The organism is Streptomyces sp. NPDC024555 (assembly GCF_055559335.1).
The window spans coordinates 181328-194411 of sequence record NZ_JBVHKV010000006.1 but is presented as its reverse complement, the minus strand read 5'-3'; the positions used below and the strand labels follow the sequence as shown (position 1 = coordinate 194411).

The following is a 13084-nucleotide window of genomic DNA, read 5'->3' as shown; positions in this document are numbered from 1 at the left end:
TACGAGTCAGGGGAGAGGGAAGCGCGAGGATGGGCGTCGCACAAAGTGTTGTCTACATCGCGTTGATGTGTTTCCTCATCGTGCTGATCTTCCGGCTGGTCATGGACTACGTCTTCCAGTTCGCACGTTCATGGCAGCCGGGCAAGCCGATGGTGGTCGTGCTGGAGGCCACGTACACGGTCACCGATCCACCGCTCAAGCTCCTGCGGCGGTTCATCCCGCCGCTGCGTCTAGGGGGCGTGGCACTCGACCTGTCCTTCTTCGTTCTGATGATCATCGTTTCCATTCTGATCAGCATCGTGACCAGCGTGTGAGCGATACGGTCCTGCCGACTGCCGACGACTACGTAGAGGTGAAGAAGAGATGCCGCTGACCCCCGAGGACGTGCGGAACAAGCAGTTCACGACGGTCCGCCTACGGGAGGGTTACGACGAGGACGAGGTCGACGCCTTTCTCGACGAGGTCGAGTCCGAGCTGACCCGCCTGCTCCGTGAGAACGAGGACCTGCGCGCCAAGCTGGCCGCCGCCACGCGTGCCGCCGCGCAGAACCAGCAGCAGCAGGGCATGCGGAAGCCGGAGCCGCAGGACCGTCCCGGTGCCCCGGTGCCCGCCGCCATATCGGGTCCGCCGGTCCAGCAGCAGCCCCCGCAGATGGGTCCCCCCCAGCTGCCCGGTGGTGCTCCGCAGCTGCCCGCCGGTCCCAGCGGTCACGGTCCCCAGGGCCCGCACGGCCCCGGTCCGCAGGGCCCGCACGGCCCCGGCCCGATGCAGGGTGGACCCATGGGCGGCCCGATGGGCGGTCCCATGGGCGGTCACAACCCGCAGCAGCAGATGCAGCAGATGCAGCAGCCGCCGCAGATGCAGCAGCAGGGTCCCGGTGGCGACAGCGCCGCCCGTGTCCTCTCGCTGGCCCAGCAGACCGCCGACCAGGCGATCGCGGAGGCCCGTTCCGAGGCCAACAAGATCGTCGGCGAGGCGCGCAGCCGCGCCGAGGGCCTGGAGCGGGACGCCCGCGCCAAGGCCGACGCGCTGGAGCGGGACGCGCAGGAGAAGCACCGCGTGGCGATGGGCTCGCTGGAGTCGGCCCGTGCGACGCTGGAGCGCAAGGTCGAGGACCTGCGCGGCTTCGAGCGCGAGTACCGCACGCGTCTGAAGTCCTACCTGGAGAGCCAGCTGCGTCAGCTGGAGACCCAGGCGGACGACTCGCTGGCCCCGCCGCGCACCCCGGCCGCCGCGTCGCTGCCGCCGTCGCCCTCGCTGGCTCCGGCCGGTGCGGGCGCCATGGGTCACACCATGGGCGGCAACCACGGCAACCAGCCGATGGGCGGCAACCCGTCCATGGGCGGCGGTCCGTCCTACGGCGGTCAGCAGCAGATGACGCCCGCGATGACGCAGCCGATGGCACCGGTGCGGCCGCAGGCGCCGCAGCCGATGCAGCAGGCTCCGTCGCCGATGCGCGGGTTCCTCATCGACGAGGACGACAACTGACCGGCTTGCGCGCGGTGAGCGCGTAGCCGTCGGCAGGCTGAGGGCCGGGCCCCGGGGTTTTCCCCGGGGCCCGGCCCTTTTGCGTGCCGCCGGGCGCGCTGCCCCCGCTGGTCGAGGAGACGGGGCGGGGAACGGGGAGGGGCCCGGCCGGAACGTGTCCGGCCGGGCCCCTCGGGGTGCGGGTTACGCCTCGGTCCTGCGGAGGCGGAACGTCAGGGACAGACCCTCGTCCTCGAACGGGGTGCCGTACGTGTCGTCGGCCTCGCCCTCGGCGTAGTCCAGGGCCAGCACCTCATCGGCGATGAGGGGCGCGTGCTCGGTCAGGGCCTCCGTCGTCGCGGGCGACGTGGACGCCCAGCGGACGGCGATGCGGTCCGCCACGTCCAGGCCGCTGTTCTTGCGGGCCTCCTGGATCAGCCGGATCGCGTCACGGGCCAGTCCGGCGCGACGCAGCTCCGGGGTGATCTCCAGGTCCAGGGCGACGGTGGCACCGGAGTCGGAGGCGACGGACCAGCCCTCGCGCGGGGTCTCCGTGATGATGACCTCGTCCGGGGCGAGGGTGACCCGCTCCCCGTCGACCTCGACCGCCGCCGTGCCCTCGCGCAGGGCGAGCGACAGCGCCGCCGCGTCGGCCTCCGCCACGGCCTTGGCCACGGCCTGGACGCCCTTGCCGAAGCGCTTGCCGAGCGCCCGGAAGTTCGCCTTGGCGGTGGTGTCGACCAGCGAACCGCCGACCTCGGAGAGCGAGGCCAGCGAGGAGACGTTCAGCTCCTCCGTGATCTGGGCGTGCAGCTCGGGGGAGAGGGTCTCGAAGCCCGAGACGGCGACCAGGGCGCGGGAGAGCGGCTGGCGGGTCTTGACGCCCGACTCGGCGCGCGTGGCCCGTCCCAGCTCGACCAGGCGGCGCACCAGGGCCATCTGCGTGGACAGGGCCGGATCGACGGCCGCCGGGTCGGCCTTCGGCCAGGAGGAGAGGTGGACGGAGGCCGGCGCGTCCGGGACGACCGGCACCACCAGGTCCTGCCAGACCCGCTCGGTGAGGAACGGGGTCAGCGGGGCCATCAGCCGGGTCACCGTCTCGACGACCTCGTGCAGCGTGCGCAGCGCCGCCTTGTCGCCCTGCCAGAAGCGGCGGCGCGAACGGCGGACGTACCAGTTGGACAGGTCGTCGACGAACGCGGACAGCAGCTTGCCGGCGCGCTGGGTGTCGTAGCCCTCCAGCGCCTCGGTGACCTGGTCGACCAGGGCGTTCAGCTCGCTGAGCAGCCAGCGGTCCAGGACCGTGCGGTCGGCCGGGGCCGGGTCGGCCGCCGAGGGCGCCCAGTTCGACGTACGGGCGTACAGCGCCTGGAAGGCGACCGTGTTCCAGTACGTGAGGAGCGTCTTGCGGACGACCTCCTGGATCGTGCCGTGGCCGACGCGGCGTGCCGCCCAGGGGGAGCCGCCGGCCGCCATGAACCAGCGGACCGCGTCGGCGCCGTGCTGGTCCATGAGCGGGATCGGCTGGAGGATGTTGCCCAGGTGCTTGGACATCTTCCGGCCGTCCTCGGCGAGGATGTGGCCCAGGCAGACCACGTTCTCGTAGGACGACTTGTCGAAGACCAGGGTGCCGACCGCCATCAGCGTGTAGAACCAGCCGCGGGTCTGGTCGATGGCCTCCGAGATGAACTGCGCCGGGTAGCGGCTCTCGAAGATCTCCTTGTTCTTGTACGGGTAGCCCCACTGCGCGAACGGCATCGAGCCCGAGTCGTACCAGGCGTCGATGACCTCCGGGACGCGGTACGCCTCCAGCTGGCAGTTCTCGTGCGAGCAGGTGAACGTGATCTCGTCGATGAACGGGCGGTGCGGGTCGAGCGCGGAGAGGTCGGTGCCGGTCAGCTCCGACAGCTCGGCGCGCGAGCCCACGCAGGTGAGGTGGTCGTCCTCGCAGCGCCAGATGGGCAGCGGGGTGCCCCAGTAGCGGTTGCGGGACAGCGCCCAGTCGATGTTGTTGTTCAGCCAGTCGCCGTAGCGGCCGTTCTTGACCGAGTCCGGGAACCAGTTGGTCTTCTCGTTCTCCTGGAGGAGACGGTCCTTGATCGCGGTCGTACGGATGTACCAGGACGGCTGCGCGTAGTAGAGCAGCGCGGTGTGGCAGCGCCAGCAGTGCGGGTAGCTGTGCTCGTACGGGACGTGGCGGAAGAGCAGTCCGCGGGCGTCGAGGTCCTCGGTGAGCGTTTCGTCGGCCTTCTTGAAGAAGACCCCGCCGACCAGCGGCACGTCCTCCTCGAAGGTGCCGTCGGGGCGGACCGGGTTGACGACGGGCAGGCCGTACGCCTTGCAGACCACGAGGTCGTCGGCGCCGAAGGCGGGGGACTGGTGGACCAGACCCGTACCGTCCTCGGTCGTCACGTACTCGGCGTTGACGATGTAGTGCGCGGGCGCCGGGAAGTCGAGCAGGGCGAACGGGCGCTGGTACGTCCAGCGCTCCATCTCGCGGCCGGTGAAGGTCTGCCCGGTCGGCTCCCAGCCCTCGCCGAGCGCCTTCTCGACCAGCGGGCGGGCGACGACGAGCTTCTCCTCGCCGTTCGTCGCGACGACGTACTCGACCTCGGGGTGCACGGCGACGGCCGTGTTGGAGACCAGGGTCCACGGGGTCGTCGTCCAGACCAGCAGCGCGGCCTCGCCGGCCAGCGGGCCGGAGGTCAGGGGGAAGCGGACGAAGACCGAGGGGTCGACGACCGTCTCGTAGCCCTGGGCCAGCTCGTGGTCGGACAGGCCGGTGCCGCAGCGGGGGCACCAGGGGGCGACCCGGTGGTCCTGGACCAGCAGGCCCTTGGTGAAGATCTCCTTCAGCGACCACCACACGGACTCGACGTACTCGGGGTCCATCGTGCGGTAGGCGTCGTCCAGGTCGACCCAGTAGCCCATACGGGTCGTCAGCTCGGCGAAGGCGTCGGTGTGCCGGGTCACGGACTCGCGGCACTTGGCGTTGAACTCGGCGATGCCGTACGCCTCGATGTCCTTCTTGCCGTTGAAGCCCAGCTCCTTCTCGACCGCCAGCTCGACCGGCAGCCCGTGGCAGTCCCAGCCGGCCTTCCGGCCCACGTGGTAGCCCTGCATGGTGCGGAAGCGGGGGAAGACGTCCTTGAAGACGCGGGCCTCGATGTGGTGGGCGCCCGGCATGCCGTTGGCCGTGGGCGGACCCTCGTAGAAGACCCATTCGGGGCGGCCCTCGGACTGTTCGAGGCTCCGCGCGAAGATCTTGTTCTCGCGCCAGAAGTCGAGCACGGCGTGTTCGAGCGCGGGCAGGTCTACCTGGGCGGGTACCTGGTGGTACTGCGGCGATGTCATGGGCGGGCTTCCTCCGGCGGACGTCTTCACCTTCCGTCGGAGGGACGAGAACCGTCGCCGGAACCCGCGGTACCACCCTCCTTGGCCGCGGGCTGTGCGCCCGAGACCCCCTCATTGGGGTGCGAAGCCGGTTCTACTGGCTCCGGGGCCGGTGGGGGAGTCCCACGGTCCCGGGCGTTCTTCCGGCGGCTCCGGGGTGATCTTCACGACGCGCTCGCCCCCGGGCTTCCACCGTCCCCGGGTCGCTCCTGGCTGCGTACGACGCTACTCGTCCCATCCACGCCTCTCGCTGAGCCCAGTGTAAGGGCCCGCGGGACACCGGGCCGACCGGATTTCCCCGCCGCCGCGTGACCCGAATGGCCAGGGGCGGCCCGGCCGGGTCCGGACGGGGTCCGGCGGGAGGGCGGAAGGCGGATTACCGGGCGGGGAGCTGGGCACAACGCTTTCAGGCGCGCGGAGGTCCACGGACGGGGAGGGGCGATGCGGCGGCGTGCCCCGTTGCCGCGGGGCTGGGGTCGACTTATCGTCCCAGCACGACTCGCGAGCAAGATCACACTGCGTGAAGGGGCCGCGGCCATGGTGGCGAAGAAGACGTCCGACGCGAAGGCGGGGACCGAGCCGCGGGACGTGGCCGGAGCGCCCGGGGAGGCCGCGGACCCGACCCCGGGAGAGACCGCCGCGGCCACCGGCACCACGAAGAGGACCGCGAAGAGGACGGCCGCGAAGAAGACGGCCGCGAAGAAGACGACGAAGAAGACCGCGAAGACCGCGAAGAAGACCGCGGACTCCGCGAAGAAGGCCGCGGGGAGCACCGCGGCCGGGAAGAGGACCGCGGCGGGCCGGAGCACAGCCCGGACCGCCTCGAAGGAGGCCGCCGAGGCGGCCACGGGGGCGGCCGAGGCCGCCGAGCAGACGGGAGCCCACACGGTGGTAGCCAAGAAGAGCCCGGCCAGGACCCGCACGGCCGACCGGAGCACGGCGCCCGTGCCCCCGGCCAGGGCCGCGACGGCCCCGGAGGAGCTGGCCGTACGGCCGGGCGAGGATCCCTGGACGCCCGAGGAGGTCGCGGAGGCCCGCACCGGGCTGACCGGCGAGATCACCCGCCTGCGCAGTGAGCTGGAGGCCTCGGGCCAGGCCCTGGCCGGGCTGATGCGGGACTCCGGGGACGGCGCGGGCGACGACGAGGCGGACACCGGCACCAAGAACATCACCCGCGAGCACGAGATGCAGCTCGCCGCCAACGCCCAGGAGATGCTGGAGCAGACCGAGCGGGCGCTGGCCCGGCTCGACGCGGGCACCTACGGCCTGTGCGAGATCTGCGGCAAGCCGATCGGCAAGGCGCGGATGCAGGCGTTCCCCCGCGCCACGCTCTGTGTCGAGGACAAACAGAAACAGGAGCGACGCGGCTGATCCGCGCGGCCGTGCCGTACCCTCGTCCTCAGTCGGAACGAGGTTGAGGGATTCACGTGGCAGAGGCGGAGCGCATCATCGATACGCCGGACACCCCCGAGGCCGAGGGACGCGAAGGGGCCGGGCCCGAACAGGCCGGCCCGCACGCGTCCCCGGAGGCCGCCGCACCGGAGGGACAGGACGGCGGGGAGGCGGTCGACCGCTCGCCCGCCACGCGTCGGCGGCGGATCATCCTGCTCTTCTGCGTCGCCGTGCTCGCCTATCTGATCGACCTCGGCAGCAAGCTCGTCGTCGTGGCGAAGCTGGAGCACCACGAGCCGGTCGAACTGCTCGGCGACTGGCTCAAGCTGGACGCGCTCCGTAACTCCGGGGCCGCCTTCGGCATGGGCGAGGCGTACACCATCGTCTTCACGGTCATCGCGGCGACCGTCATCGTGGTGATCGCCCGGCTGGCCCGCAAGCTCTACAGCCTGCCCTGGGCGATCGCCCTAGGACTGCTGCTCGGCGGTGCGCTCGGCAATCTCACCGACCGCATCTTCCGGGCGCCCGGCGTCTTCCGGGGCGCGGTCGTGGACTTCATCGCCCCCGCGCACTTCGCCGTCTTCAACCTGGCCGACTCCGCGATCGTCTGCGGCGGCATCCTGATCGTTCTCCTCTCGTTCAGGGGCCTGGACCCCGACGGGACCGTCCACAAGGACTGACGACCTCCGGGAACGGGGAGGGGCGGGGGCAAGGCATACTCGACTGGTGAGTACGCAACCCGAGGTCCGCACCCTGCCCGTCCCCGATGGTCTGGAGGGCGAGCGCGTCGACGCCGCCATCTCCCGGATGTTCGGCTTCTCCCGCACCAAGGCCGCCGAGCTGGCCGCCGCCGGGAAGGTGCAGGTGGACGGGTCCGTGGTCGGCAAGTCCGAGCGCGTGCGCGGCGGTGCCTGGCTGGAGGTGGAGATGCCGCAGGCGCCCGCCCCGGTGCAGATCGTCGCCGAGCCCGTCGAGGGCATGGAGATCGTCCACGACGACGACGACATCGTCGTGATCGTGAAGCCGGTCGGCGTCGCCGCCCACCCGAGCCCCGGCTGGACCGGCACCACCGTCATCGGCGGCCTCGCCGCGGCCGGCTACCGGATCTCGACCTCGGGCGCCGCCGAGCGCCAGGGCATCGTCCACCGGCTCGACGTCGGCACCTCAGGGCTGATGGTCGTGGCCAAGTCCGAGCGCGCCTACACCCTGCTGAAGGCCCAGTTCCGCGACCGGGTCGTCGAGAAGAAGTACCACGCGCTGGTCCAGGGCCACCCGGACCCGATGAGCGGCACCATCGACGCCCCCATCGGCCGCCACCCCCAGCACGACTACAAGTGGGCGGTCGTCGCCGACGGCAAGCCCTCGGTGACCCACTACGACCTCATCGAGGCGTACCGCGCGGCCAGCCTGCTGGACATCAAGCTGGAGACCGGCCGCACCCACCAGATCCGGGTGCACATGTCCGCCCACCGCCACCCCTGCGTCGGCGACCTCACCTACGGCGCCGACCCCACGATGGCCAAGCGCCTCGGGCTGACCCGGCAGTGGCTGCACGCGGTCCGGCTCGGCTTCGAGCATCCGTCCGACGGCCGGTGGGTGGAGTTCTCCAGCCAGTACCCGGAGGACCTCCAGCAGGCGCTGGACCGGATCGCGGCGGAGAGCGCGTGACCGCTGCGCCCCTCGCGTACACCACCCGCACGGTCACCGACGAGCGGGACCGCGCCGCGTGCTTCCAGGTCCGCAAGGACGTCTTCGTGGGTGAGCAGAACGTGCCCGAGGAGATCGAGTACGACGCCTACGACGCCGGCGCGGTGCACGTCCTGGCCGTCGCGGCCGACGGCACGGCGCTCGGCACCGGCCGGCTGCTGCACGGCCCCGGCACCGAGTCCAGGACCGGCGGCGACCTCGCGGTCGGTTCGCTGGGCCGGCTCGCGGTGACCCGGGAGGCGCGCGGCCTCGGGGTCGGCGCGGCGCTGGTGCGGGCCATCGAGGACGCCGCCCGCGGCCTCGGCCTCGCCGCCGTCGACCTGCACGCCCAGACGCACGCGCTCGGCTTCTACGAACGGCTCGGCTACGTCGCGTACGGCCCGGAGTTCCCGGACGCGGGCATCGCGCACCGGGCGATGCGCCGCGTCCTCGACGCGTAGTGCCGCGGCAGCCAAGGTTCGCCCCGGGCAGACCTTGACTGCCGCGGCACTAGCGACCGGCGCGTCCCGGGGCGCGAGGGGGTGTGACCGGGATCCGGAGCCCCGCGTGGCAGGGTGATGCCAGTCCGGCCGGTCACCGCGGCCGGGTTCGGCGTGCTCCGGAGGCCTCCCGTGGAACAGATGACCCTGTTGCTCCTGCTGTTGCTCGGAGCCCTGGTCACGGTGCCGCTCGGGGACCGGCTCGGGCTGCCCGCGCCGGTCCTGATGACGCTGGTGGGCGTCGTGATGGCCTTCCTCAGCTTCGTGCCCAATGTGGACGTGCCGCCCGAGATCATCCTGCCCGCGCTGCTGCCGCCGCTGCTCTACGCCTCCGTGCAGCGCACCTCCTGGCGGCAGTTCGCCTCCAACAAACGGCCGATCTTCCTGCTGGCCGTGGCGCTGGTCTTCCTCACCACGGCGGCGGTGGCCGCGGTGGCCGACAGCATCGTCCCCGGACTGCCGCTGGCCGGTGCCGTGGCGCTCGGCGCGCTGGTCGCCCCGCCCGACCCGGTCGCCGCCACCGCCGTCGCCGGTTCGGTCGGACTGCCCCGCAGGCTCGTCTCGATCCTGGAGGGCGAGGGGCTCTTCAACGACGTCACCGCGATCGTGCTCTACCACGTGGCGATCGCCGCGGCCGTGAGCGGGACCTTCTCGCTGCCCCAGGCCTTCGGGCTGCTGGTGCTCTCCGCCGTGGTCGCCGTGGCCGTCGGGCTCGCCCTGGCCTGGCTCACCCTCAAACTCATGGGCCTGCTCGGCGACGCCACCCTCCAGGTGGGGCTGACCCTGCTCGTGCCGTTCGTCAGCTATGTGCTCGCCGAGGAGCTGATGGGCTCCGGCGTGCTGGCCGTCCTGACCACCGCGCTGTTCCTCGCCGAGCACACCGCCGACGCCGACGACGTCCTCGGCCGGCTCACCGGCCGCTCCTTCTGGGAGATCGTCGACACCCTCGTCACCGGGGTCGCCTTCGGCCTCATCGGCCTCGAACTGCACAACGTCTTCGGCACGGCCGCCGGACGCCGCTGGGAGATGGTGGGCTGGGGCCTGGCCGTCTGCGCGGTCGTCGTCGGCGTACGGCTGCTCTATCTGCTCCCGGCGACCTGGCTGGCCAAACGGCTGCACCGGCGCCGCGACGTCAGCGAGGACATCCCCACCGGCTGGCGGGAGACCGTCGTCATGTGGTGGGCCGGGATGCGCGGGGTGGCCTCGGTCGCCCTGGCCCTGGCGATCCCGCTGCACACGGACGACGGGAAGCCCTTCCCCGGCCGCGAGGAGATCATCTTCATCGCCTTCGTCGTGATCATGGTGACCCTGGTCTTCCAGGGCCTCACCCTGCCCTGGCTGGTGCGCCGGCTCCATGTGCGCGCGGACACCGAGGCCGAGGCCGCGCTGGAGCGGGACCTCGCGATCCGCGCCGCCAAGGCGGCCCGGCAGCGGTTCAAGGAGATCCAGGAGGTCGAGGACTTCCCCGAGGACATGGTGGAGCGGATCCAGCGGCTGGCCTACGACGTCGGGGCGCGGATCAGCCCGGACATGGTCGACGAGGAACGGCGCGAGGCGTACGCCCAGCGCGCGGAGCGCTTCAAGGCGGTCGGCCGGGTCCAGCGCGAGATGATGTCGGCCGCCCGGCACGCGGTCCTCTCCGCCCGCAACGAGGCCGGCGCCGACCCCGAGGTCGTCGACCGGGTGCTGCGCCAGCTGGACGTCCGCAGCCTGCACTGACCCCGGACCCGCCCGCCGGGCCCCTTCAACCGCGGCCGGTGCGCGGGGCGCGGCCCCAGCCCGCGGGCTTCTCGGACGGTCCCCGGTCGCCCGGCCGGGCGTCGGTGTCCGGCAGCGCCGCCGGGGCCGTGGCGATCCTCGGCAGGGCGTACGGATGGTGGTCGCGCAGCCAGCCGATCAGCTGCTCCCGGACCACGCAGCGCACCGTCCAGATGTCGTTCGCGTCCTTGGCCGTCACGACCGCGCGCACCTGGATCGTGGAGGGCGTGGTGTCGGTGACCGCCAGCGACCAGTCGCGGCCGTCCCAGGCCGCGCACTCGCCCAGGATGTCGCGCAACTGCTCGCGCATGGCGGCCACCGGCGCCGCGTGGTCGAGGTGGAAGAAGACCGAACCGGTCATCTGGACCCCGCCGCGCGACCAGTTCTCGAAGGGCTTGCTGGTGAAGTAGGACACCGGCATCGTGATCCGCCGCTCGTCCCAGGTCCGCACCGCGAGGAAGGTCAGCGTGATCTCCTCGATGGTGCCCCACTCGCCGTCCACCACCACGGTGTCGCCGATCCGCACCATGTCGCCGAAGGCGATCTGCAGGCCCGCGAAGAGATTGCCCAGGGTGGACTGGGCGGCCACACCGGCGACGATGCCCAGCAGTCCGGCCGAGGCCAGCATCGAGGTGCCGACCGTCTGCATCGCGGGGAAGGTGAGCAGCATCGCGGCGACGGCGACGGTCGTCACGATCGCGATGACCACCCGCTGGATCAGCGTCACCTGCGTCCGGACCCGCCGCACGCGCGCCGGGTCCCGGGTGTTCGCCGCGTAGCGCGCGTACACCGAGTCCACGATCGCCACGGCGATCCGCACCACCAGCCAGGCCGACGCCCCGATCAGCACCAGGGTGAGGAGCTGGCCGATGCCGGTGCGGTGGTCGAGGACCAGGTCGAGCCGGGTGTGGGTGTACGTCGCCCGCAGCAGGGCCGTGGCCAGCGTCAGCTGGAACGGGATCCGGCAGCGCCGCAGGAGTCCCCAGAGCGGGGTCTCGTGGTGCCGGCCGTCGGCCCGTCTGAGCAGGAGGTCCAGCAGCCAGCCCGCGACCAGGGTCACCACGGCGGTTCCGCCGAGGACGATCACCGGGCGCAGTACGTTCTCCATGCCGTCGCTCTCTCCTCCCGGCCGTGGGGCCTGTCCGGCGGACGGGGCCCCGGCTGGCACCATGGCCCCATGAACATCATGCTTTTCCACTCGACGTACGGCCTGCGCCCCGCGGTGCACGCGGCGGCCGACCGGCTGCGTGCCGTCGGGCATGAGGTGCACGTGCCCGATCTCTTCGCGGGACACACCTTCGAATCCGTCGAGGAGGGGCTGGCCTTCAAGGAGGAGACCGGCAAGGAGGAGCTGCTGAAGCGGGCCGTGCTGGCCGCCGCGCCCTACTCCGACCGGGGACTGGTCTACGCGGGGTTCTCGCTCGGCGCGTCCGTCGCCCAGACGCTGGCGCTCGGGGACGCGAAGGCCCGCGGGCTGCTGCTGTTCCACGGCACCTCGGACATCGCGGAGAACGCCTCGGTGGACGAGCTGCCGGTGCAGCTGCACGTCGCGGACCCCGATGTGTTCGAGACGGCCGACTGGCTGAACTCCTGGTACCTGCAGATGCAGCGGACCGGGGCCGACGTCGAGATCTACCGCTACCCCGGCGCGGGCCATCTGTTCACCGACCCCGAGCTGCCGGACTTCGACCGGGAGGCGGCGGAGCTGGCGTGGAAGGTCGCGATCGGCTTCCTCGCCACGCTCTGACGCCCGGCCGACCCGGCCGGAACACCGAGAGGCCCCGCGCCGCCGCGCGGGGCCTCCTGCGTACCCGGTGGTCAGCCGCGGTACGCGGTCCAGCTGTCGCTCATCCGCTGCACCTGGCCCGCCGTGAACTGGTACATGCAGGAGTCGTAGGTGTAGTCCATGAAGTTGTGGATCGGGTCCACGCCCGTCTTGTTGGTGCAGGAGTCGCGCCCGGTCGGGCACTCGTACGCGGGGCTCGACTCCGCGGGGGTGTCGGAGACGTAGTCGCCGTTGCCGTTGCAGCCGCCCTGGAACGTGTGGTAGAGCCCCATCCAGTGGCCGACCTCGTGCGTCGCGGTGTCGCCCTGGTTGTAGTTGGTGGCGGAGCCGCCGGGCAGCGAGGAGTTCAGGATCACCACGCCGTCCATGGAGGGGCTGGAGCTGTAGGAGCTGGGGAAGGTCGCCCAGCCGAGCAGCCCGCCGCCGAGGTTGGCGGTGTAGACGTTGAGGGCGTTCTTGCCGCCCTTGCGCAGGGCCGTCTTCATGGCCCGCTCGGCGGAGGTGCCGTCCGAGACGTTGTACCAGGTGGAGTTGTCCGTGTAGTCGGTCCCGGCCAGAGTGAACTGGAAGCCGGTGGGGGTGTTGCCGGTGCCCTGGCCGGCGTAGGCGGCGTTGAGCACGCTCATCTGGGAGCTGATGGCGGAGGCGCTGAGCTTGCCCGCAGTGCCGGAGTGGATGACGTGGAAGTACACCGGGATGGTCGCGCCGGCGGCCAGCGAGGGGCCGCTGACCCGCCGCTCGGCGAGTCTCTGCCGCATCTGCCGGTCCATGGCGGCGGCCTGGGCGGTGGACACCTCATTGGGGTCCGAGGCGTGCTTCGTGCCCGAGGGGCGGGCCTCGCGGGCGGCGGCCGGGGCGGTCGTGCCGGCACAGTCGTCGGCCGAGGCGGCGGTCGTGGTGCCGGAGGCCGCCGAGGCGCCCGAGGAGACGGTGAGGGGGGCCAGGGCCAGGGTTCCGGCCAGCAGGGCGGTGCCGAACGCACGGTGACGCAGGAGCGGGGATACACGGGCGAGAGTGCGCACGAGGACTCCTAGCAGAGGGTGTGGGGGGAGGGATTTCCTCACCTGCCGCCGGGAGATTACGTGGGCATGTCATGTGTGGG

Annotated in this window: 11 protein-coding genes; 8 read left to right on the top strand and 3 right to left on the bottom strand. The window is 71.9% G+C overall.

The features are described 5' to 3' along the window. Positions 1-29: 29 nt before the first annotated feature. The gene (locus ACZ4FH_RS12400) at positions 30-314 is read left to right on the top strand and encodes a YggT family protein (RefSeq protein WP_450680953.1); all 285 of its coding nucleotides are present in this window, start codon (positions 30-32) and stop codon (positions 312-314) included. Between the two features lie 49 nt (positions 315-363). Then, on the top strand, positions 364-1488 hold the full coding sequence (locus tag ACZ4FH_RS12395) for a DivIVA domain-containing protein (protein ID WP_383643524.1): 1125 nt from the start codon (positions 364-366) through the stop codon (positions 1486-1488). Positions 1489-1671: 183 nt separating this feature from the next. Here ACZ4FH_RS12395 and ileS read toward each other — a convergent pair whose 3' ends face one another. Beyond that, positions 1672-4821 carry an isoleucine--tRNA ligase gene (gene ileS / locus ACZ4FH_RS12390; protein ID WP_467304222.1) on the bottom strand — a complete coding sequence of 1050 codons (3150 nt, stop codon included), beginning with the start codon at positions 4819-4821 and terminating at the stop codon, positions 1672-1674. A 576-nt stretch (positions 4822-5397) separates the two neighbouring features. Between ileS and ACZ4FH_RS12385 the strand changes: the two genes are divergently transcribed. The 5 genes from ACZ4FH_RS12385 (at position 5398) to ACZ4FH_RS12365 (ending at position 10157) form a co-directional block, all read left to right on the top strand. Then, the gene (locus ACZ4FH_RS12385) at positions 5398-6231 is read left to right on the top strand and encodes a TraR/DksA family transcriptional regulator (RefSeq protein ID WP_467304221.1); all 834 of its coding nucleotides are present in this window, start codon (positions 5398-5400) and stop codon (positions 6229-6231) included. 56 nt (positions 6232-6287) lie between these two features. After that, positions 6288-6932, top strand: a complete 645-nt coding sequence (lspA, locus tag ACZ4FH_RS12380; protein ID WP_467304220.1) for a signal peptidase II — start codon at positions 6288-6290, stop codon at positions 6930-6932. A gap of 46 nt (positions 6933-6978) precedes the next feature. Then, positions 6979-7920: an RluA family pseudouridine synthase gene (locus tag ACZ4FH_RS12375; RefSeq protein WP_467304219.1), complete on the top strand. Its 942-nt coding sequence runs from the start codon at positions 6979-6981 to the stop codon at positions 7918-7920. Further along, positions 7917-8399, top strand: coding sequence for a GNAT family N-acetyltransferase (locus tag ACZ4FH_RS12370; protein ID WP_467304218.1), 483 nt, complete (start codon positions 7917-7919; stop codon positions 8397-8399). The genes ACZ4FH_RS12375 and ACZ4FH_RS12370 overlap by 4 nt, the downstream gene beginning before the upstream one ends. 171 nt (positions 8400-8570) lie before the next feature. Continuing rightward, positions 8571-10157, top strand: coding sequence for a Na+/H+ antiporter (locus tag ACZ4FH_RS12365; RefSeq protein WP_383643542.1), 1587 nt, complete (start codon positions 8571-8573; stop codon positions 10155-10157). A gap of 25 nt (positions 10158-10182) precedes the next feature. Here ACZ4FH_RS12365 and ACZ4FH_RS12360 read toward each other — a convergent pair whose 3' ends face one another. Beyond that, entirely contained in the window at positions 10183-11304 is a 1122-nt protein-coding gene (locus tag ACZ4FH_RS12360) for a mechanosensitive ion channel family protein (protein ID WP_467304217.1), read from the bottom strand. 69 nt (positions 11305-11373) lie between these two features. Between ACZ4FH_RS12360 and ACZ4FH_RS12355 the strand changes: the two genes are divergently transcribed. Continuing rightward, positions 11374-11943 (top strand): dienelactone hydrolase family protein, encoded by a 570-nt coding sequence (locus tag ACZ4FH_RS12355; RefSeq protein WP_467304216.1) that lies wholly within the window; start codon positions 11374-11376, stop codon positions 11941-11943. Between the two features lie 71 nt (positions 11944-12014). Here ACZ4FH_RS12355 and ACZ4FH_RS12350 read toward each other — a convergent pair whose 3' ends face one another. Next, complete coding sequence (locus tag ACZ4FH_RS12350) at positions 12015-13004, bottom strand: zinc metalloprotease (RefSeq protein WP_467304215.1); 990 nt, start codon at positions 13002-13004, stop codon at positions 12015-12017. Between the last annotated feature and the right edge of the window lie 80 nt (positions 13005-13084).